Genomic DNA, 21,292 nt, shown 5'->3' on the forward strand with positions numbered 1-21,292 from the left:
GAACGATCAGTGAGCTAACCGCGTTTCGGTACAACAGAATTCAGAGCAGGTGATCCATGACCACAGTCAATGTTTACCCACAACGCCCGACCACCGACGTCAAGGCCGAGTCGCCGTTGTTTCATGCCAGCCTGGAAACCCTTGTCGGCAAGGGCCGCGCCAGTCCGGGCGTGTTCCTGCGCGAGAAGAAGCTGCTGGGCCACCTGACCCTGCGGGGTGATGCACACGATCCAGCGTTTGCCGCTGGCGTACACAAGGCGCTCGGCATGGAATTGCCCGCCGCACTGATGCTGGTTACCAGCGGTGAACGCTCGCTGCAGTGGATGGGCCCGGACGAGTGGCTGCTGATCGTGCCGAGCGGCGAAGAACTCGCTGCGGAGCAACAACTGCGCGAAGCATTGGCGGGCTTGCACATCGCAATCGTCAATGTCAGCGGCGGCCAGTCGATTCTTGAACTGACCGGTCCCAAGGTTCGTCAGGTCCTGATGAAATCCACCAGCTACGACGTTCACCCCGACAACTTTCCAGTCGGTAAGGCCGTCGGGACGGTGTTTGCCAAGTCGCAACTGGTGATCCGTCGTACAGGTGAAGACACCTGGGAGCTGCTGATCCGCCGCAGCTTTGCCGATTACTGGTGGCTGTGGCTGCAGGATGCGTCAGCCGAGTATGGTTTGAGTATTCAGGCTTGAAGTGAGTGGTGCCTGATCCAGCGTCTTCGCGAAGACCTGACAGGCGATAAGGATTCAGGAGTATTCGCTTAATGAGTCGTGCCCCCGATACATGGATTTTGACTGCCGACTGCCCCAGCGTTCTGGGTACGGTCGATGCCGTGACCCGCTTTCTGTTCGAGCAGGGTTGCTACGTGACCGAGCACCATTCGTTCGATGATCGCCTGTCGGGACGCTTTTTCATTCGTGTCGAATTTCGCCAGCCCGACGGTTTCGACGAAGAAGGTTTTCGCGCAGGCCTGGCCGAGCGGGGCAGTGCTTTCGGCATGATCTTCGAACTGACAGCGCCCAATTACCGGCCCAAGGTCGTGATCATGGTCTCCAAGGCCGATCACTGCCTGAACGATTTGCTCTACCGCCAGCGCATCAATCAGTTGTCCATGGACGTGGTCGCAGTGGTGTCCAATCACCCTGATCTTGAGCCGTTGGCAGCGTGGCACGGCATTGCGTACTACCATTTCTCCCTCGACCCCAACGATAAGCCTGCGCAGGAGGCCAAGGTCTGGAAGGTCATCGAAGAGTCCGGTGCCGAACTGGTGATCCTTGCCCGCTACATGCAAGTGCTGTCACCGGACTTGTGCCGCAAGCTCGATGGCAAGGCGATCAATATTCACCACTCGCTGTTGCCCGGTTTCAAAGGCGCCAAGCCGTACCATCAGGCCTACAACAAGGGCGTGAAACTGGTGGGTGCAACGGCGCATTACATCAACAACGACCTGGACGAAGGCCCCATCATCGCGCAGGGCGTGGAAGTGGTCGATCACAGTCACTATCCCGAAGACCTGATTGCCAAGGGCCGGGACATCGAAGGGCTGACACTGGCTCGCGCGGTGGGGTATCACATTGAGCGCCGAGTGTTTCTGAACGCCAACAGGACAGTGGTTCTGTAGGCATTCACACCACCAACGACTGTGGGAGGCGGCTTGCCGGCGATGGCGTCAGACCGGTTATTGCTGGGTCGCCTTCGAACACGCATCGGGGGCGAACCCCCTTCCACAGCCATGGTTTCTCGGCAAGTACGACACAAGCAACCCAGAGCAATCGGTGCGTTGCCGCAACACCCAATCAAAGCAGCGCATTTCTCCGCTACAACACAATAAAAGCGAGGTGAAAGCATGTCTGGTAATCGCGGTGTAGTGTATCTCGGCGCTGGCAAGGTCGAAGTGCAAAGCATTCCTTTCCCCAAAATGGAAGACCCACGCGGCAAGCGCATCGAACACGGTGTGATTCTGCGTGTGGTGTCCACCAATATCTGCGGCTCGGACCAACACATGGTTCGTGGCCGCACCACTGCCCAGACCGGGCTGGTGCTCGGTCACGAAATCACCGGTGAAGTGCTCGAAGCCGGCCGTGATGTGGAACACCTGAAAGTCGGCGATCTGGTGTCGGTGCCGTTCAACGTGGCATGCGGCCGCTGCCGTAGTTGCAAGGAACAGCACACGGGTGTCTGCCTGACTGTGAACCCCGCTCGCGCAGGCGGTGCCTACGGTTATGTCGACATGGGCGACTGGGTCGGCGGTCAGGCGGAATACGTACTGGTGCCTTACGCCGACTTCAACCTGCTCAAACTGCCGGATCGCGACGCGGCCATGGAAAAAATTCGCGACCTGACCTGCCTTTCCGACATTCTGCCCACCGGCTATCACGGTGCAGTGACTGCAGGCGTCGGACCTGGCAGCACTGTGTACGTAGCGGGTGCCGGGCCGGTCGGTCTGGCAGCGGCTGCTTCAGCGCGTCTGCTGGGCGCTGCGGTGGTGATCGTCGGTGACGTCAACCCGACCCGCCTGGTTCACGCCAAGGCGCAGGGCTTCGAAATCGCCGACCTGTCCCAGGACACGCCGCTGCACGAACAGATCGCCGCGCTGCTGGGTGAGCCTGAAGTGGATTGCGCCATTGATGCCGTGGGCTTCGAAGCGCGTGGCCACGGCCATGCCGGTGCGCAGTCCGAAGCACCGGCCACCGTGCTCAACTCGCTGATGGGTGTGGTGCGCGTCGCAGGCAAGATCGGTATCCCGGGCCTCTACGTCACCGAAGATCCAGGCGCCGTGGACGCGGCCGCGAAAATGGGCAGCCTGAGCATCCGCTTCGGCCTGGGCTGGGCCAAATCCCACAGCTTCCACACGGGCCAGACGCCTGTCATGAAGTACAACCGTCAACTCATGCAAGCCATCATGTGGGACCGCATCAAGATCGCCGACGTTGTGGGCGTCGAAGTTATCAGTCTCGATGACGCGCCGCGTGGCTATGGCGAGTTCGATGCGGGTGTGCCGAAGAAGTTTGTGATCGATCCGCACAAGTTGTTCAGTGCGGCGTGATCGTGACGGGTGGGCGGCTGATGCCGCCCACTACAAATAGTGCGCTTCGTTTTCCCATAGGTGAGCGCAGGCCCGGCAGACTCATAGCGTTGGCCTTTGGTTAATGCGTTTTCGATTTAATGGTTAAGGTGTTTGAAAATAATCGGCTGTCAACGTTCAATACCTCGAATGCTCTCCATCCTTACTGCGATATCACGGGGAAAGCCGTCCAAGGGAATGTGATGAATGTCGAATGGTCTCATTACCTCATTGTGAACAATTTGCAGCCGCTGATGATCGTTGGTGGCTGCTATGTATTTTCTAGAGAACAGAAGGTAGGCCGGGGCTTGCCGTTCCCGTTGGATCATAAGACGTTTTATTCTTGGAATATTTTTTAGGGCGTTGTTGACAGGGTGCAAAAGCTCTTCTGTGTTTACAGCTACAGCCGCCCTGTCGAATAAAGTACGCTTGTGTTTGTTTAGTTGTTTTGAGATGGCTTTCAAGTGTTTGGTATCGGCGCGCGTTAACGGTCCTTTAGTTTCCTGGATGACGGGCCGTATCGACTCCTGTTGAGCAATTGGCCGAGTTACAAGGTCTTCCGAGCTGCCCACGGCTATGGAACCTGAGCGCAGCCCATTTTCAGTTCGCCAGAAGCGGCCAAAAAAATTTCTTGCGAAGGCCCATATATGCCCGCTCGGATCCATTCGATTGATCGGATCGCCTGCGCAATAGGCATATCTATTCAGACCACCCTCATCAAACGGACTCAAACTGTCCGGGCTGTTGAACCTCATCAACACTGGATTGAATGCCCTGTACCCGTTGCCCAGCGGATAATGCCCGGTCACCCGGTCTGCCTGTTGACCTGTGAAGCCGGGCAGATCCATGGGATTGTCCTTTGGGTGCCGACCTCCATAAGGCGTATAGCAGAAGGCTGATTGCGGTATTGCAATGACCGAGTCCTGTTGGTCTGTCGCGAGTAACTCACATTCCGACCCTTCTTCATGCTTTCGTTGAAACGCCAACCGATACTCACCAGCGTGCAACAGCCTGTGTCGGGTCTGCGCCTGGATCTGCGTTGCAAGGCGATTTTTCTGATAGAAGCGCTGTACGCTGGCCTGACTATCGACTTCGCTGCCTGCCAGACGATCAAGGGCGTCGTAGTCATAACGGCAGCGTGTCTCACTCGCAACGGGGGTCATGTGATTCTCCTTCTCGACGCCAGGCATTCATGGCTGAGTCTGTGTCCGGCTGAGTGAGCTGCCTAGCTATCAGAACTGTCAGGCAATACCTGATGCGCACTCCCTGCTCCGACGTCAGAGCAGGAAATAACCCCCATCCACTGACCCACACCGGGAACAAGCTTCCGCTCCTCCAGTCAAACCGTCTGTTTTACCGCCCACTATCGGGCGGTTCAGGTTTTGATGAGGTTGACCGAATGAAGACTGCACGCATGATGGCACTGGCAACGTTGATGGGCCTGGCAGCAAGCCCGGTGTTTGCCTTCAACCTGAATGACGCAGCGAATGCGGTTTCCAATGCAACAGGCGGTAATCAGAAAGCGACCGCTGCGCCTGAAGCCGCTGGCCTGCTCAATGCGCTGGGTTCTCAGCTCAACGTGACCCCGGAACAAGCGGTAGGAGGGACAGGCGCATTGCTGGGGTTGGCCAAAAACAAACTGGCCGGTAATGATTACTCGCAACTGGCTAAATCGGTTCCCGGTCTGGAGCAACTGTCCGGTACTTCGGCGCTCGACAGCCTGGGCGGTGCAAACGGCCTTGGCAAGCTGTTGGGAGGCAGCAAGGCAGGCGACAATTCAATGCTCAACAGTGCCTTGGGCAACGTGCAGAGCATGGGCGACGTGAACAACGCGTTCAAGGCATTGGGCATGGACAGCAGCATGGTCAGCCAGTTTGTCCCGGTGATTCTGCAATACCTGGGTCAACAGGGTGCGGGCGGCTCTGCGTTGCAGAGTCTGAGTGGCGTATGGGGCGCGGGTCACTGATGGGCACTATCAACTTGTCTTACTGACTGATTCTTCTGACTCAACAACGCCTCGCCGGTTATGTACGGCTTCTGATCTGCGGTGCCAGAGGTCAATGCTCCAAGCAGGTTGAATGCCAGGCCGATCAAAGGCGTTGTGCTTCCCCCTCGTGCGCGTACCATGCTGGCCCATTTCAAGGCCGCTTCGACGTGTGCGGCCGTATTGCTCAACTGGCCTGCATGCACCTGTACGGCCAGGTCCGCGTAATATTTTGCATGGGGCAAGCTGAGGTCGGTGTCGCCGTGACTGGCTAAGTTAAGATTGACTGAGGCAAGTTTCTGGACGAAAGGCGCCTCCTTGTCTAAGTTTTTGAGCCTGTTGTGGAGGTACTTTCTGGTTTCCGGCATTGGCTCTGGCGAGGTTGTATTCCGGCTCAGGGCTCTGGCTACGGTTCGAGCGAAGCCCTCCTCGGCGATCATGCTGGGTCTTCTTGCTCGGGGACTGATGACCGTTTTCAGTCGCACAGTGGCCATGCCTGTCATGCCCGGTATCGAATAGTGCCCCGTTGGGTCTGTGTAGTTGACGGGGTCGCCCTTGCAGTAGGCATAGGCGCTGAGACCGCCATCACCGAAAGGGCTTAGGGTATCGGGGCTGTTGAAGCGCATCAGTATCGGATTGAAGGCACGTGCACCATTGCCCAGTTGATAATGACCTGTGATCGGGTCGGGTGCCTGGCCTGTGTAACCCGGCAGGTAAGGCGGGTTCTTTGGTGTAGAGGTTCCGTAGGGAGAATAGGCGAAGGCCTCGCGCTGCCGAAGGCTGACACTGTGAAGCACCGAGTTTGACTGGTCCGTGCCCAGCAGATGAACGCGATGCTCGCGCATATCCTTCTCTGTCGCGGCCAGCAGTCGATGTTCGGACCGGAGGAAGGTAAGTCCCACCAGGCCCCTCAGCTCGCTGACCAGAACGTCATTCTGATAAAACCGCCTGATGCTCTCCTGATCAACAGGCATGCAAGCAGCAAGGCGATCCATTGCGTCATAGGCGTAAAGGCCTGACGCCGTGGTGCGAGTAGTCGGCAGCATGAGAAAGTCCTTTTTCCATGTCTGACTCAGCTTCGTTCAGCCGCGGCGAGCCGTCTACCTGTCGAAACTGCTAGTCAGCGCTGCGCGGCCTCCAGCCTCAACGCCGCAATCCGTGCATCCTTCTCTATCCACAGCTGGTTGACCCAACCCTGGATTTTCTCGCGAAACACAGGATCGTTCTCGTAGTCGCCCTGCCAAAGCGCGGGGTCCATGGGGCGCGTTCTGATGTCCACGATCACTTTCGGCACGCGCCCACAAAGCATGTCCCAGAAGCCTGGAATGCCGGAGCCGGGGTACACGACCGTCACGTCCAGAATCGCATCCAGTTGTTCACCCATAGCCGCCAGCACGAACGCCACTCCGCCTGCCTTCGGCTTGAGCAGGCTGGTGTAGGGCGAGGTCTGTGTCGCATGCTTGGCAGGGGTGAAACGTGTGCCCTCCAGATAATTGACGATGGTCACGGGCTGGCGCTTGAACAGTTCACAGGCAGCCTTGGTGATTTCCAGGTCCTTGCCCTTGAGTTCGGGGTTCTTTGCCAGAAACGCCTTGGTGTAGCGCTTCATGAACGGGTAATCCAGCCCCCACCAGGCCAGACCCAGCAACGGCACCCAGATCAGTTCCTTTTTCAGGAAAAACTTGAAGAACGGCGTGCGCCGGTTGAGTGCCTGAATCAACGCAGGGATATCGACCCAGGACTGATGGTTGCTGATCACCAGATACGAGGTGTCAGCGCGCAGGCCTTCGTCGCCACGGATATCCCACTGTGTCGGGACGCACGCTGCGAAGATGAGTTTGTCGATCTCGGCCCAGGTTTCGGCAATCCACATCACGGCATGGGAGCAGCGGTCGCGCATCCTGCCTCGGAACAGCAGCTTGAGCAGGGCGAAGACCAGTAGCGGGCCGATCAGTACGAGTGTATTGATCAGCAGAAGCAGGGCGACGAAACAGCCGGTGAGTACACGGCGCATAAAGGACTCTTGAACGTTCAGGGCTGGCAATGATAAAGACCCTCGCGCTCTACGCCAATTACACAGGTACTTACAAATGTTTCATGTGCGGGTGATTATGTTCACCAGACGCCGAACTGCCGAACCAACGGCGGGTTCGCTGTCTAAAACCGGGCGCCAATCAGGCGTTGTCCATTGAGAGGAATCTTGCACGTGAAACCGATTCTGGCGCTGTTGTCCCTGCTCGCTCTGCCTGTCATGGCAGCCGAACCGACGCTGTATGGTCGTTACGAGAACATCAAGGTGGTGGATGTCGGCCAGACCTTCAAGGCCAAGATGGACACCGGTGCGCTGACCGCTTCTCTGTCGGCCAGGGACATCGAGCTGTTCAAGCGCGATGGCGACGACTGGGTGCGTTTCCGCCTCGCCACCAAGGACGCCGACAGCAAGGTCTATGAGCACAAGGTCTCGCGGATCAGCAAGATCAAGGGCCGTTCCGAAGGCGATGACGAAGACGATGAAGTGATCGATCCGACCAAGCGTCCGGTCGTGGACATGGAACTGTGCCTGGGCAACAAGAAGCGTACCGTCGAGGTCAATCTGGTGGATCGCAGCCACTTCAACTATCCGCTGCTGATCGGTGCCAAGGCGCTTCGCGAGTTTGACGCAGCCGTCAATCCGGCACGCCGTTATACCGCTGACAAACCCGATTGCTGATTGACGCAGAGGGCTGAAATCGCGCAACGTTTCGCCCTCTCTCCCAGCGCTCGGATGCCATGCCTCACATACTGATTGTCGAAGACGAAGCCGCAATTGCCGATACGCTGGTCTATGCGCTGCAAAGCGAGGGTTTCACTACGTCATGGCTCAGCCTGGGGCAGGATGCCGTCAACCATCAGCGCGCATCGCCTGCCGACCTGATCATTCTGGACATCGGTCTGCCGGACATCACCGGTTTCGAGACGTGCAAGCAACTGCGGCGCTTCAGCGAAGTGCCTGTCATGTTCCTGAGTGCGCGTGATGGCGAAATCGACCGGGTCGTGGGGCTCGAGATCGGGGCTGATGACTACGTCGTCAAACCGTTCAGCCCGCGAGAAGTGGCGGCGCGAGTCCGGGCGATTCTCAAGCGTATGCAGCCGCGTACTGCACCTGTCTCGGAGAACCAGCCGTTCAAGGTCGATCTTGAGCGTTTCCAGATCAGCTACCGCGCTCAGCCCTTGAGCCTGACCCGTCACGAATTCCGGCTGCTGCAATGCCTGCTGGCTCAGCCCGAGCGGGTTTTCAGTCGCGAGCAGTTGCTCGATGCGATGGGCGTAGCGGCAGATGCCGGTTATGAGCGAAGCATCGACAGCCATATCAAGAGCGTGCGTGCCAAGCTGCGTGTCGTGGCGGCCGATGCCGAGCCGATCCAGACCCATCGCGGACTGGGCTACAGTTTCAGCCCGGGCCACAGCTGATGCCGTTGAGCATCCGGATCTTTCTGGTCTATGCGGTGTTCATCGCGTTGACGGGTTACTTCGTGCTCAGCACGGTGATGAAGGAAGTGCGCCCCGGCGTGCGTCAGTCCACCGAAGAAACCCTGGTCGACACGGCGAATCTGCTGGCCGAAATTCTTCATGACGATGTAAGGGACGGCACCCTTGATCAAAGCCGCCTGCCGGACGCGCTACAGGCTTACGGCCTGAGACAGCCCGGCGCGACCATCTGGGGCTTGCCCAAGAATCAGGTCAACAACCGCATCTACGTGACCGATGCCAACGGTATCGTCCTGCTTGATTCCAGCGGGCAGGCGGTGGGTCAGGACTATTCACGCTGGAACGACGTCTACCTGACCCTGCGCGGCGAGTACGGCGCGCGTTCGACCCGCAGCGACCCCGACGATCCGAATTCGTCCGTCATGCATGTCGGTGCGCCGATTCGTGACAACGGCAGGATCATTGGCGTGGTCACTGTCGCCAAACCCAACAGCTCGTTGCAACCCTATGTCGATCGTGCCGAGCGCCGATTGCTCTGGTATGGCGGTGGCCTGATGGTATTGGGCCTGTTGCTGGGCGGGTTGTTCTCGTGGTGGCTGGGTTCGGCCTTGCGACGTCTGACCGGCTACGCCCAGGCCGTCAGCGAAGGACGCCGCGCCAAGCTTCCGCATTACCGTGGAGGCGAGCTTGAGCAACTGTCTGCCGCGGTCGAACATATGCGCACCCAACTGGAAGGCAAAGCCTACGTTGAGCGCTACGTGCATACGCTGACCCACGAATTGAAAAGCCCGCTGGCAGCGATTCGCGGAGCTGCCGAGCTGTTGCAGGATGAGATGCCCCACGAACAGCGACAACGTTTTGCCAGCAACATCGAAGGCGAAAGTGCGCGATTGCAGCAGCTTATCGAGCGTTTGCTTAACCTGGCAATGGTCGAGCAACGCCAGGGCCTGGAAGAACGGGTTCCCGTTGCGCTGGCGGAGCTGATCGATAAACTGCTGGCCGCCAGAAGTACCCGCATCGAGCGGCAGGCATTACGCATCGACATCCATATTGATCCCGGTCTGCAACTGCTGGGCGAGCGCTTTCTGCTGAGTCAGGCGCTCGCGAACCTGATCGATAACGCACTGGACTTCACTCCCGTCGATGGCAGGCTTTGTCTGACGGCCAAGCCTGAGGGTGAGCGGATCCGCTTCACGCTCTACAACGACGCCGCCCCGATTCCCGACTACGCCTTGCCACGCCTGAGCGAGCGTTTCTACTCCCTGCCGCGTCCTGACAGCGGCCGAAAGAGCACCGGGCTCGGGCTGAATTTCGTGGAAGAAGTGGTGCAGTTACACGCCGGAGAAATGCACATCGGGAATGTCGTGGGCGGGGTCGAGGTGAGGTTGTTGCTGCCGTGTGGTATCCAGTAGAACCCACTAATAAACCTGCGCCTCTTATCAAACACTCTGTAATTTATTGAAATGCACGTAAGTCTGCTTCTGCCCGGAGGGCGTGGGAGCTATCGGAGGTTACGACGGCAGCGATGGGCTGCGCAGCGGCCCCAGGTTGTATCTGACACACCGCGTGTGTCAGTGCTGCTGCCGGTTCCGGGCAGATCGCCGGCAAGCCGCCTCCCACAGTCCGGTGTTTGCTGCGAGACCAGCTCAGGTTTAAGCGTCACCACACAATCTCCACACAACGCCCATCCTGCCTCCATATGCCCATTTCAGACTCTCTCCATCGAAAAATAGGGAGAGCCCCATGAACCGAAATCTGGCTGTAAAACTGGGCACCATCGCGTTTCTGATCATTCTGCTGCTGATTCCATTGTTGATGATCGGCAGCCTGATCACGGATCGGCAGTTGCAGCGCGACGGGGTGCTGGACGATATCGCGCGCAGCTCAAGCTTCAGTCAACGCCTGACCGGCCCGCTGCTGGTCGTGCCGTATCGCAAGAACATCCGCCTCTGGAAGACCAACGCCCAGACCCAGGAGCGTTACCTTGAAACCGCTTCCCAGCGTGGCTTTCTGTACTTCCTGCCGGAGCGTTTCGAGCTGGATGGCAAAGTGCAGACCGAGCTGCGCTCGCGGGGCATTTACGAGGCGCGGCTTTACCATGCCGATAACCACATCAGCGGTCAGTTCGTATTGCCCGAGCAATTGGGTGTGACGGGTGATTTTGCCGACTACACCTTCGAGAAGCCTTATCTGGCGCTGGGCATCAGTGATGTTCGGGGTATCGAAAGCTCGCCGAAACTGCAGATGAACGGGCAGACGCTGGACCTGCTGCCGGGATCGCGGGTCGAGTGGCTTGGCGAAGGGGTGAGCGCCAACCTGCCGATGCTGGAAGGGCGCGAGCAGGTCACGCTGGATTTCGCATTCGATCTGCGCCTGCAGGGCACGGGTCAGTTCGAGGTCGCGCCAGTGGGCAAGTCCAGTCGCGTGCAGTTGAATGCGGACTGGCCGCACCCGAGTTTCATCGGCAATTACCTGCCGACCCAGCGCGAGATCACCGATAAGGGCTTCAGTGCCGCATGGCAGGCCTCGTTCTTTTCTACCAATCTGGAAGACGCACTCAGCCGCTGCCTGACAGCGCAGACATGCGAAGACTTTAAAAGTCGCAGTTTCGGTGTGAGTTTTGTCGATCCGGTGGATCAGTACCTCAAGAGTGATCGGGCTATCAAATACGCGCTGCTGTTCATCGCACTGACGTTTGCCGGGTTCTTTCTGTTCGAAGTGCTGAAAAGCATGGCCGTACACCCGGTTCAATACGCACTGGTGGGCGCGGCGCTGGCGTTGTTCTACCTGATGCTGCTGTCGCTGTCCGAGCATCTGGGTTTTGCCATGGCCTACGTGCTGTCGGCGAGCGCCTGTGTGTGTCTGATCGGGTTCTATGTCAGTCACGTGCTGCGCAGCGTGCTTCACGGGGCGGGTTTTGCGGCGGGCCTGAGCGCGTTGTATGGGTTGCTGTACGGACTGCTGAGTGCCGAGGACTACGCGTTGCTGATGGGCGCCTTGCTGCTGTTCGGCCTGTTGAGTGTGTTCATGGTCCTGACCCGCAAGCTGGACTGGTACGGCATTGCGATCAGTCGTCCGACCCAGCCGCTCGATGCGGCTCTGGAGGCCCGTCATGAGTAAGTGGCTGGGTTTGCGCGAGGATCAGGCCAGGGCGCGCTGTCTGATCTGCATGATCATCGGTCAGTTACCGGAGCCGCCACGATCCCGTGCATGCCCCGGCAATCGATCACGCAGCCTCAGACCGGTGGCTGAGTCGCCAGCATCGAAGGTCGCTGGCTGACTTCCAGGTACCAGTTGGCCAGACGAGGATAGGCGCCGCGCCAGCGCAGGTCAGGCTGGCGAAAGTCCAGATACCCCAGAGCCGCCGCGACGCTGATGGACGCCACATCGAATGACGAGCTGAGTTCGGTGATGGCGTCCTGCTCAAGGTAGGTGAGCGTGCGTTCGATCTTCGCCTGCTGATTCTCCAGCCACAGATCCCAGTGCTTCTCGGCAGGGCGCAGGGCGGTTTCATAGCGGATCAGGACGGCGGCATCGAGTATGGCATCGGCCAGCGAGGCGAGGGTCAGTCGTCTCCAGCGTGCCGAGCCGTCGCGCGGGATCAGCGGATTGCCGACATGTTGATGGTCCAGATAATCGAGGATGACGCGGCTGTCGTGGATCACATTGCCGTCGGCCAGGCGCAGCGCCGGAAGCTTGCCTGCCGGGTTGTCGCCGTTGAGCTCGTCAGACGGATTGACGGGTGTCAGCACCGTGGGATGCAAGTGCACGCGGTCAACCTGACCGGTTTCATGAAGCATCACCACCACTTTGCGGGCGAAGGGAGAGGCCGCGTTGAAATACAACGTCATCTGGGGGGCAGACATGGGTGTTCCTCGACTGAGACAGGTCCATAGACTAGTCAGCGAGTGGTGGGACTGCAATCGGGTTGATTGGATTGGCCTTGAGCGAGCTCGATTTCAAGTCCGCGTCCGCTCTCTCAGTGTCGCACCAGCAATCCCCGGATACTCAACCCCGCAGCTATCCCCATGCCTGCCCACGCCAGTGTGTCCCACCAGCCATCGCCCAGCAGCGCCGCAAACAGACCTGCGCCTGTCAGCAGTGCGATCCATGCGGGTTTGGCGAAGGTTTTCCAGAACCGGGACGGCTTGCCACTCATTGCGTCACCGGGATCTGAGTTGCGCTCGCTGTTCGGGCGGCGCGGCGTCTGACCCACCACAGGTAAACGCCGCTGCCGAGGACGATGATGGTCAACACATCCAGAGCGGCCCAGAGGATCTTCATCGGCATGCCGCCGTAGTCACCGAAGTGCAGCGGCTGCGACATGCCCAGTGCGTCCATGTACCAGGGTCGTTCGACCACGGCGGTGACTTGCAGGGTCTGGGCATCGATCAGCACAGGTGTTGCCAGGTGCGCGGTCAGGTGTGTGTTGCCCTTGAGAAAGACCGCGTAGTGATGCTCGCTGGAGAAGCGCGTGCCGGGGAAGGCGATGAAATCGGCTTGCATGCCGGGCGCGGCAGATTCGGCGATTTCCAGCAGGCGTGTGGCCGGGGCGCGTTGCGTCAGCGGCGGTGCGTCGCGATAGGGCGCGATCATGGTTGCCAGCGCGTCATTGCGCCACGAAGCAATCAACAGGTCGGCACAGGCACTGATCACGCCCGTGACGCCCACCACCAGCGCCCAGGTGAGGGTCACGACGCCAATCAGGTTATGCAGGTCGAGCCAGCGGGTCCGGGTGGACTTGCTCGCCCGGACCGTGCCGAACTCCAGCTTGCGCATGAACGGCGAATACAGCACCGTCCCGGACACAATCGCCACCACGAACAGCAATCCCATGAAGGCCAGCAGCAGCTTGCCCGGCAGTTCCGCGTACATGTCCACGTGCAGGCGCAGCATGACCATCATGAAGCCGCCGTTGGCCGACGGCATTTCCAGCGCTTCGCCAGTGCGCGCATCCAGCGCAAAGGTGTGGGACGAGTTGGGCTCGGTTCCGGCCGTTGCTGCCGTGATCGCCATCACGCCATTGGGGTCTTCGTCATCCCAGCCGAAATACTGCATCACCTCACCGGGACGATGCGCTTCGGCGGCCTTCGCCAATTGCTCCAGGTTCAGGTGAGGCGTGTCAGCGGGCATTTCCCTGTAATGCGGCGCATCGCCCAGCAGGTGATCGATCTCGTGGTGAAAGATCAGCGGCAGACCGGTAATGGCCAGCATCAACAGGAACAGTGTGCAGATCAGGCTGCTCCAGGTATGGACGACAGACCAGCGACGCACGGTTTGGCTTTTCATGGGGTATCCACAGGCGAAAGGGCAGGGCTCGTTAAGGCTGAGCCGCATGAAACCTGAAAAGTGTCAGCACAGGGCACGGTCGAGACTCGCCGCTGTGTTTCAGAGTTTTGCCGCAGCGGTGTCATTCCTTGGCAGGACCGTGACCCACCAGGGCGTATGTTCTTCGATCCGCACCGGCAACGCGGGCAACAACGCCTTGAGCGCCAGGTCGGTATCGGTCAGCGGAAAACTGCCGGTGATGCGCAGGTCGGCCACCTGCGGGTCGACGCCCAGATGCCCCGCTCGATAACGACCCAACTCCCCCAGCATGTCCTGCAGGCGGGCGTTGTCCACCACCAGCATGCCGCGGGTCCAGGCGTCCGCCCCCATCGGCAGGGCGAGCAGTGGACCCAGGCCGTCACGGGTCAGGCGGATCTGCTGGCCTTCGCGCAGAATCTGCTCCTGAGGAAGATCACGCGCGTTGGCGGCGACAGCCGATTGCAGCACGCTGAGCAGCGTGCCGTCGGCATCGCGCCTGACCAGAAAACGCGTGCCGAGCGCGCGCATATTGCCGTCCGGGGTTTCCACGATGAAGGGCCGGGGATCGTCATGATCGCCGGTCTGCACCAGTATCTCGCCGTCCTGCAGGATCACTCGACGCTGATTCGCATCGAAGCGCACATCAATTGCGCTGTGGGTGTTGAGGCGAATGACGGTGTTGTCGGCCAGACGCACATCGCGCTGTTCGCCGGTCGCTGTGCGCTGATCGGCGAGCCAGTAGTCCAGCACGAGGTAACGGTCAGCGGTGAACAGCGCCAGACCGCAGGCCAGGAACACCCCGGCCAGACCGCCACCGAGCTTGCGCAGACTGCGCCGCAGGGTGCCGGGCGATTGTTGCAAGGCCTTGCGCGCCGGACCTGACGGCACGGAAAAACGCTGGTTGAGCATGCCCAACTGGCTCCAGGCACGGGCGTGTTCTTCATCGGCCGCCAGCCAGCGGGCGAACTCGGCCCGCTCGGCATCGTTGCCGCTGGTCGAATCCAGATTCAGTTGCCACTCGATGGCTGCATCCAGCACGCGCGCCGATACCGGACTGGCATTCATGTCGGCGTGCCATACAGCGCCACATAGCACTGACGCATGGCCTGGGCCAGATACTGCCTGACCCGCGACACCGAGACGCCCAGCCTTTCGGCAATTTCGCCATGGCTCATGCCATCCAGACGGCTATACAAAAAGGCCGCACGCGCCTTGCTCGACAAGGTGGCCAGCAGGCGATCGATCGTTTTCAGGTCTTCCAGAATCAGTAATTGCTCTTCGGGAGAGGGTTGTTCGGCTTCCGGGACTTGCATCAGTTCGCACAGATACGCTTGTTCCAGCGCAGCACGACGGAAATGATCGAACATCAGGCCCTTCGCAACCGTCGCCAGAAACGCCCGCGGCTCTCTGGGTGCCTCCAGTTCATCACGCCCCAGCAAGCGCACGAACGTGTCCTGGCTCAGATCCTGCGCACGCTGCGGGCAGGCAACGTTGCGCCGAAGCCAACCCAGCAGCCAGCTACGGTGATCGCGATACAACGCTCCAACGATCTGGCTATGAGGACTTGGGACTGACGACACGAACGGCCTCGATGAGAAGAATCTAACTAAAGAGAATCATTCGCGATTGTGACAGGGCGCGTGGGTAGTGGCAATTGGCGTCTGTCGGCTGAGCGGCACATTCGGCTGCCTGACCGTTTCTACGCTCCTGCCAGGTAACGCCGTCCAGGACGTTCCGCATCCGCTGATGATCGTTCCTACGCTCGTGGGAATGCAGCCCGGGACGCTCTGCGTCCCAATGACGCCGCATCACATGATCAAAACGAATGCGACTGCTTGCGCCTGCGCCACTGGCCCAGGCATTCCTCCAGACGAACCGGGCTGTCGATCTGTTGACGGCGGGCGTGGCTGAAGAGGATCAGAGCCAGTTCGGCGGTGACCAGTGCATCGGCGCTGGCGTTGTGGCGCTCTTCGGCGTGCAGACCGAAGAAGCGGGTCCAGTCGTCCAGTCCGGCGTGGCGCAGGTTGGCCTGCTCGCAGAGCATCGGGGCGATTTCCGCAACGTCGAAGAAAGGATGCTGCAGGCGGTAATTCAGGCTGTCTTTCAAGGCACGCGACAGCATGTGCTGGTCGAACGGCGCATGAAACCCCAGCACCGGGCTGTCGCCCAGAAACTCCATGAAATCCAGCAGCGCCTCGACCGGCTCACTGCCCGCTGCAATCGCACTGGGTGCCAGGCCGTGAATCAACACCGCCGGGCTGACCTTGTGATCGACGCGCAACAGCGTGCGCTCGAATTGCTGACCCAGATCGATGGCACCGTCCTCGATCACCACCGCGCCGATGGACAGCACCTGGTCGCGGTTCATGTTAAGGCCGCTGGTTTCCAGATCCAGCACCACCCAGCGCTGCTGGCGCAATGGCTTGTCGCTCAGCTTCGCGCAGCTTGGCAGTGCGTTGAGCCGCTGCACCTCTTGGTTGTCCAGCGGTGCGGTCCTGGGGCGAGGCTTCAGCCAGTCGAACAGATTCATAGGACGTCGATATTCACAGTTGATAGCGCATTGTCAGGCTGGTTTGCAGACGCTGCGCCTGACGAAACGATTCACGCAGGATGCGCCTGTCCAGATGGTTCAGGGTGTCCGGGTCGATGCGGTTGGAGTACGCCAGGTTCTGACGGCTCTGCAATTGGTGCTGCTGCATGCGCGTCTGCTGGATGAAGTGATATGCCTCTTCATAGGCCGCACCGTCCAGCGGGTCGATGGCCTCACGCTCGACCAGTTGCCGCAGGCGCTCCAGGGTATTGTTGGCCCCGATGCCGTTGGCCAGCGCCAAGAGTCGCGCGCCATCCACGAACGGCGTCAGGCCTTCGGTTTTCAGGTCCAGCGTGTCTTTTTCGCTGCCCTTGCGGGCCAGCACGAAGTCCTTGAAACGGCCCACGGGCGGACGTTGGCGCAGTGCGTTTTCAGCCATCATGCGCTGGAACAGTTTGTTGTCCGCGACCTGTTCGAGAATGCCGCGACGCAGTTGCTCGCAGCCGCTTTCATCGCCCCAGACCACACGCAGGTCGAAGTAGATGCTCGAGGCCAGCAGATTCTCGGGTGTGGCTTCCCGAATGAACGACGCGAACCGTCGGGACCATTCGGCGCGCGACAGACACAATTCAGGGTTGCTGGCCATGATGTTGCCTTTGCACAGCGTGAAGCCGCACTGCGCCAGACTCTGGTTGATCCGCTCGGCAATCGGCAGCAGCAGGGCGCGAATGCGAGTGGCTTCTGCGGCGTCGGCGGCCTCGAACAGAATGCCGTTGTCCTGGTCGGTGTGCAGCGTCTGCTCGCGTCGGCCTTCGCTGCCGAAGCACAGCCAGCTGAACGGCACGCCGGGATCACCCTTTTCTTCGAGCGTCAGCTCGATGACCCGGCAGACGGTGTGGTCGTTGAGCAGCGTGATGATCTGCGTGATCTGGGTCGAAGACGCCCCGTGGGCCAGCATGCGGTCGACCAGTTGGATGATATCGCCGCGCAGTCCGGTCAGCGCTTCGATGCGTGGCGCATTGCGGATGGTGCGCGCCAGATGCACCAGGTCGACCCGTTGCAGGGAGAACAGATCCCGCTCGGAAACAACGCCGCACAGGCGTCCATCCTTGACCAGACACACATGGGCAATGTGCCGCCCTGTCATCGCGATGGCTGCATCGAATGCGCTTGCGTCGGGGCTGAGGTGAAAGGGTGACTGGCTCATGCTGTGGCGGATTTCGGCACCGAAGTCGGTAGAGACATCGGCGACTGCTTCGCGCAGATCACGCAGGGTGAAAATGCCCAGCGGCGCCTGACGTTCATCAACGATCACGATGCTGCCCACTTGCTGTTCATGCATCAGCTTCACGGCTTCACGCATCGGCATGTCGGGGCCGCACATGACGGGATGTCGCATGGCCAGTTCGCCAAGGCGAGTGTTCAGGGAGTACTGCGTCCCCAGGGTTTCAGCGGCACGTTGCTGAACCTGCTGATTGACCTGATCCAGCAAACTGCTGACGCCGCGCAAGGCGAAGTCGCGAAAGGTCGTGGACAGTGCGAACAGCTTGATGAAGGCCTGCTTGTTCAGTTGCAGGCAAAACGTGTCTTCGGCCGCCAGATGCTCGGTGCGCGTGGCCCGTTCGCCCAGCAATGCCGCCAGTGGAAAGCATTCGCCGGTAGTGATCTCAAAGGTGGTTTCGGTACCGCCTTTGGCAGAATGCGGACGTTCGCCTACCACTCGGCCCTGTTTGACGATATAAAAGTGCTCTACTGGCCCATCGCCAGGCTTGATGATGCTCTCATCGGCAGCGTAAAACCTGAGCTGACATTGCTCGACGAGGTAGGCCAGATGGGCGTTTTCCATCTGGTTGAAAGGCGGGAATCGTTGCAGGAACTGCATGGTGCCGTGAATGTTCTGCAGCACCGCTGTCTTGCCTGCCTGGGTGAAAGCGTCTGCTTTACTCATGAGCTGTTCCGCGTTCTTGTTATTGACGCTCATGGTCGGCCGCTTGCAGCACAGTGCCCATTGGACGTAAGTCTTACGCCTTTGCTGAACGTTATGGGTCACGCTGTTGCCAGAGAGTGGTGAACGAACGCACTGGAGCGCGAACGATCATTGGCCGGGAAGCCGACGAAATACAGTGCAGGTCTACTTTATCTGCTGTCGGATAGGTTCAGGGAATGATGAGATTGCGATGATTGACCACGACATATTGAGCGACGAAGAGCGCAGAGCCCTCACTGAGGTCATGCTGGAGCCTGACCGCGATGCGCCACAACGCGTGCTGATCGTCGATGACGACAACGACGCGCGCGAGCTACTGGCCGAAATTCTCAGCCTCAACGACATCAGCTGCATGACAGCGTCCGATGTTGACGGGGCGCTTGAGCTGATCAGGACGCGTGAGTCCATTGGGCTGCTGATCACTGACCTGCGCATGGCGCCATCCGATGGTCTGGACCTGATACGTCAGGTGCGCGAATCCGATCGCGCCGAATTGCCTATCATCATTGTTTCAGGCGATGCCAATGTGCGTGACGCCATCGATGCGATGCACCTGAACGTTGTGGATTTTCTGCTCAAGCCGCTCAATACCAAGCAACTGGTCAAGCTGATCAGGCGGGAATTGGGGATGTGAGATGAGGTGCGCCGCCAGGGCCTGAGCCCTGGAGCGCGGTTTACCTGCGGCGTTACTGAGCGTTTTTAGCCTTGAACTCGCGACGACGACGATGCAGCACCGGCTCGGTGTAGCCGTTCGGCTGGCGAGTGCCTTCGATCACCAGTTCAACCGCTGCCTGGAAGGCAATATTGCTGTCGAAGTCCGGAGCCAGTGGACGATACAGCGTATCGCCTGCGTTCTGCCGATCCACCACCGGCGCCATGCGTTTCAGGCTTTCCAGCACCTGCGCTTCAGTGACCACGCCATGGCGCAGCCAGTTGGCCATGTGCTGGCTGGAAATGCGCAGCGTTGCGCGGTCTTCCATCAGGCCGATGTCGTTGATATCCGGCACCTTCGAGCAGCCTACGCCCTGATCGATCCAGCGCACCACGTAACCCAGAATGCCCTGCGCGTTGTTGTCCAGTTCGTTCTGGATTTCTTCAGGCGTCCAGTGGGTATTCGGTGCGAGCGGGATGGTCAGAATGTCGTCCACAGACGCCGGCTCGCGCTGGGCCAGTTCGGCCTGACGGGCGAACACATCGACCTTGTGATAATGCAGCGCATGCAAGGCAGCAGCCGTCGGCGAAGGCACCCACGCGGTGTTGGCACCGGCCAGCGGGTGAGCGATTTTCTGCTCCAGCATTGCAGCCATCAGGTCAGGCATCGCCCACATGCCCTTGCCGATTTGCGCCTTGCCTTGCAGGCCGCATTTCAGGCCGATATCGACGTTGGAGTTCTCGTAGGCCGCGATCCATTTTTCGGCCTTCATCTGCGCCTTGCGCACCACCGGACCTGCTTCCATCGAGGTGTGAATTTCATCGCCCGTGCGGTCCAGGAAACCGGTGTTGATGAACACCACGCGCTCGCTGGCAGCCTGGATGCAGGCCTTGAGGTTCACCGTGGTGCGGCGTTCCTCGTCCATGATCCCGACTTTCAGTGTGTTGCGTGGCAGGCCCAGTACCTGTTCGACACGGCCGAACAACTCGTTGGTAAACGCCGCTTCTTCCGGGCCGTGCATTTTCGGTTTGACGATGTACATCGAGCCGCGACGGCTGTTGCTGCGTGTGGTATTGCCGTTGAGGTTGTGCATCGCCGCGAGGCTGGTCAGCAGACCGTCGAGGATGCCTTCTGGCACTTCGTTGCCGTGCTTGTCCAGAATCGCATCGATGGTCATCAGGTGACCGACGTTGCGGATGAACAGCAGCGAGCGTCCGTGCAGCGTCACTTCGCCGCCAGCAGGCGTGGTGTAGACACGGTCCGGGTTCATGGTGCGGGTGAAGGTTTCGCCGCCCTTGGACACCGACTCGGCCAGATCGCCTTTCATCAGGCCCAGCCAGTTGCGATACACGATGACCTTGTCGTCGGCATCGACCGCAGCGATGGAGTCTTCGCAGTCCATGATGGTGGTCAGCGCGGCTTCCATCAGGATGTCTTTCACGCCTGCAGGATCGGTCTGTCCGACGGAGCTGGACGCGTCGATCTGGATTTCGAAATGCAGGCCGTTGTGTTCGAGCAGCACGGCGATCGGTGCCGAGGCATCGCCCTGGAAGCCGATCAGTTGTGAGTCGTTCCTGAGCCCGGTGTTGCTGCCGCCCTTGAGGCTGACCACCAGCTTGCCGTCGATCATTCTGTAGGCGGTCGATTCAACGTGCGAGCCCGCTGACAGCGGCGCGGCTTCATCAAGGAAGGCGCGTGCGAAGGCAATGACCTTGTCGCCACGCACCTTGTTGTAGCCTTTGCCCTTCTCGGCTCCGCCCGCTTCGCTGATGGCATCGGTGCCATAGAGCGCGTCGTACAGCGAGCCCCAACGGGCGTTGGATGCGTTGAGCGCAAAGCGTGCGTTCATCACCGGCACGACCAGTTGCGGGCCAGCCATGGTGGCGATTTCTTCATCGACGTTTTGCGTCGTGATCTGGAAATCCGCCGCTTCTGGCAGCAAATAACCGATTTCCTGAAGGAATGCCTTGTAAGACGAGGCGTCGTGGGCCTGTCCGGCATGGGACTGATGCCAGGCATCGATTCTGGCCTGCAAGTCGTCACGTTTTTCGAGAAGAGCGCGGTTTTTCGGAGCGAGGTCGTGGATCAGTGGGTCCGCACCGGCCCAGAACGCATCGACACTGAGGCCGGTTCCGGGAATGGCTTCGTTCTGAACGAAGTCATACAGGGCTTTGGCGACCCGCAGGCCACCGACTTGAACGTACTCAGTCATTGCACTTGCCTCACTCTGCTCAGCAGGGTCGAGCTCACTCAAGGAGCGCTCTGTTATTGGTTTCGGTGTTATGTAGTGCGCGCTGCGAAAT

Annotated in this window: 20 protein-coding genes; 9 read left to right on the forward strand and 11 right to left on the reverse strand. The window is 59.8% G+C overall.

Annotated features, from left to right (window positions below; all coding sequences use genetic code 11):
* Positions 1-56: 56 nt before the first annotated feature.
* The 3 genes from AO065_RS25515 (at position 57) to fdhA (ending at position 3,043) form a co-directional block, all read left to right on the forward strand.
* Complete coding sequence (locus tag AO065_RS25515) at positions 57-689, forward strand: sarcosine oxidase subunit gamma (RefSeq protein ID WP_004880189.1); 633 nt, start codon at positions 57-59, stop codon at positions 687-689.
* Positions 690-760: 71 nt separating this feature from the next.
* Positions 761-1,618 (forward strand): formyltetrahydrofolate deformylase, encoded by an 858-nt coding sequence (locus AO065_RS25520; protein ID WP_004880187.1) that lies wholly within the window; start codon positions 761-763, stop codon positions 1,616-1,618.
* Positions 1,619-1,843: 225 nt separating this feature from the next.
* On the forward strand, positions 1,844-3,043 hold the full coding sequence (fdhA, locus tag AO065_RS25525; protein WP_004880185.1) for a formaldehyde dehydrogenase, glutathione-independent: 1,200 nt from the start codon (positions 1,844-1,846) through the stop codon (positions 3,041-3,043).
* A gap of 149 nt (positions 3,044-3,192) precedes the next feature.
* Here fdhA and AO065_RS27230 read toward each other — a convergent pair whose 3' ends face one another.
* Complete coding sequence (locus AO065_RS27230; RefSeq protein ID WP_004880183.1) at positions 3,193-4,224, reverse strand: RHS repeat-associated core domain-containing protein; 1,032 nt, start codon at positions 4,222-4,224, stop codon at positions 3,193-3,195.
* A 236-nt stretch (positions 4,225-4,460) separates the two neighbouring features.
* Here AO065_RS27230 and AO065_RS25535 point away from each other — a divergent pair, with 236 nt between their 5' ends.
* Positions 4,461-5,027: a DUF2780 domain-containing protein gene (locus tag AO065_RS25535; RefSeq protein ID WP_004880182.1), complete on the forward strand. Its 567-nt coding sequence runs from the start codon at positions 4,461-4,463 to the stop codon at positions 5,025-5,027.
* Here AO065_RS25535 and AO065_RS25540 read toward each other — a convergent pair.
* Together AO065_RS25540 and AO065_RS25545 are read right to left on the reverse strand one after the other, a co-directional pair.
* Positions 5,021-6,091, reverse strand: coding sequence for an RHS repeat-associated core domain-containing protein (locus tag AO065_RS25540; RefSeq protein ID WP_004880181.1), 1,071 nt, complete (start codon positions 6,089-6,091; stop codon positions 5,021-5,023). The genes AO065_RS25535 and AO065_RS25540 overlap by 7 nt on opposite strands.
* Positions 6,092-6,165: 74 nt before the next feature.
* Positions 6,166-7,059, reverse strand: a complete 894-nt coding sequence (locus AO065_RS25545) for an acyltransferase (protein WP_004880179.1) — start codon at positions 7,057-7,059, stop codon at positions 6,166-6,168.
* Positions 7,060-7,251: 192 nt separating this feature from the next.
* On the opposite strand from AO065_RS25545, the gene rloA2 reads away from it, so the two are divergent.
* The 4 genes from rloA2 to creD all read left to right on the forward strand — a co-directional run bounded on the left by rloA2 (position 7,252) and on the right by creD (position 11,633).
* On the forward strand, positions 7,252-7,755 hold the full coding sequence (gene rloA2, locus AO065_RS25550) for a retropepsin-like aspartic peptidase RloA2 (RefSeq protein ID WP_004880177.1): 504 nt from the start codon (positions 7,252-7,254) through the stop codon (positions 7,753-7,755).
* Positions 7,756-7,814: 59 nt separating this feature from the next.
* A complete protein-coding gene (gene creB / locus AO065_RS25555; RefSeq protein ID WP_004880175.1) occupies positions 7,815-8,495 on the forward strand; it encodes a two-component system response regulator CreB in 681 nt (226 codons plus the stop codon).
* Entirely contained in the window at positions 8,495-9,925 is a 1,431-nt protein-coding gene (creC, locus tag AO065_RS25560) for a two-component system sensor histidine kinase CreC (RefSeq protein ID WP_004880174.1), read from the forward strand. The genes creB and creC overlap by 1 nt, the downstream gene beginning before the upstream one ends.
* 331 nt (positions 9,926-10,256) lie before the next feature.
* Positions 10,257-11,633, forward strand: coding sequence for a cell envelope integrity protein CreD (gene creD, locus AO065_RS25565; RefSeq protein WP_004880167.1), 1,377 nt, complete (start codon positions 10,257-10,259; stop codon positions 11,631-11,633).
* 116 nt (positions 11,634-11,749) lie between these two features.
* Here the strand turns inward: creD and AO065_RS25570 are convergent, their stop codons facing one another.
* The 7 genes from AO065_RS25570 to AO065_RS25600 form a co-directional block, all read right to left on the reverse strand.
* Positions 11,750-12,379 (reverse strand): glutathione S-transferase family protein, encoded by a 630-nt coding sequence (locus tag AO065_RS25570; RefSeq protein ID WP_004880164.1) that lies wholly within the window; start codon positions 12,377-12,379, stop codon positions 11,750-11,752.
* Positions 12,380-12,492: 113 nt separating this feature from the next.
* Positions 12,493-12,672, reverse strand: coding sequence for a hypothetical protein (locus AO065_RS25575; RefSeq protein ID WP_004880162.1), 180 nt, complete (start codon positions 12,670-12,672; stop codon positions 12,493-12,495).
* Positions 12,669-13,802: a PepSY-associated TM helix domain-containing protein gene (locus AO065_RS25580; protein WP_004880159.1), complete on the reverse strand. Its 1,134-nt coding sequence runs from the start codon at positions 13,800-13,802 to the stop codon at positions 12,669-12,671. Before AO065_RS25580 ends, AO065_RS25575 begins: the two co-directional genes overlap by 4 nt.
* Positions 13,803-13,901: 99 nt before the next feature.
* The gene (locus AO065_RS25585) at positions 13,902-14,885 is read right to left on the reverse strand and encodes a FecR domain-containing protein (RefSeq protein ID WP_004880156.1); all 984 of its coding nucleotides are present in this window, start codon (positions 14,883-14,885) and stop codon (positions 13,902-13,904) included.
* Positions 14,882-15,400 (reverse strand): RNA polymerase sigma factor, encoded by a 519-nt coding sequence (locus AO065_RS25590; RefSeq protein WP_004880154.1) that lies wholly within the window; start codon positions 15,398-15,400, stop codon positions 14,882-14,884. Before AO065_RS25590 ends, AO065_RS25585 begins: the two co-directional genes overlap by 4 nt.
* A 236-nt stretch (positions 15,401-15,636) precedes the next feature.
* A complete protein-coding gene (locus AO065_RS25595) occupies positions 15,637-16,350 on the reverse strand; it encodes a 3'-5' exonuclease (RefSeq protein WP_004880153.1) in 714 nt (237 codons plus the stop codon).
* 13 nt (positions 16,351-16,363) lie between these two features.
* Positions 16,364-18,298 (reverse strand): DUF294 nucleotidyltransferase-like domain-containing protein, encoded by a 1,935-nt coding sequence (locus AO065_RS25600; protein WP_004880152.1) that lies wholly within the window; start codon positions 18,296-18,298, stop codon positions 16,364-16,366.
* Between the two features lie 229 nt (positions 18,299-18,527).
* On the opposite strand from AO065_RS25600, the gene AO065_RS25605 reads away from it, so the two are divergent.
* The gene (locus AO065_RS25605) at positions 18,528-18,971 is read left to right on the forward strand and encodes a response regulator (protein WP_004880150.1); all 444 of its coding nucleotides are present in this window, start codon (positions 18,528-18,530) and stop codon (positions 18,969-18,971) included.
* Positions 18,972-19,023: 52 nt separating this feature from the next.
* Here AO065_RS25605 and AO065_RS25610 read toward each other — a convergent pair whose 3' ends face one another.
* Positions 19,024-21,201 (reverse strand): malate synthase G, encoded by a 2,178-nt coding sequence (locus tag AO065_RS25610; RefSeq protein ID WP_004880148.1) that lies wholly within the window; start codon positions 21,199-21,201, stop codon positions 19,024-19,026.
* Between the last annotated feature and the right edge of the window lie 91 nt (positions 21,202-21,292).

This window comes from Pseudomonas viridiflava (genome assembly GCF_001642795.1).
In the GTDB taxonomy this organism is placed as follows: domain Bacteria; phylum Pseudomonadota; class Gammaproteobacteria; order Pseudomonadales; family Pseudomonadaceae; genus Aquipseudomonas; species Aquipseudomonas viridiflava.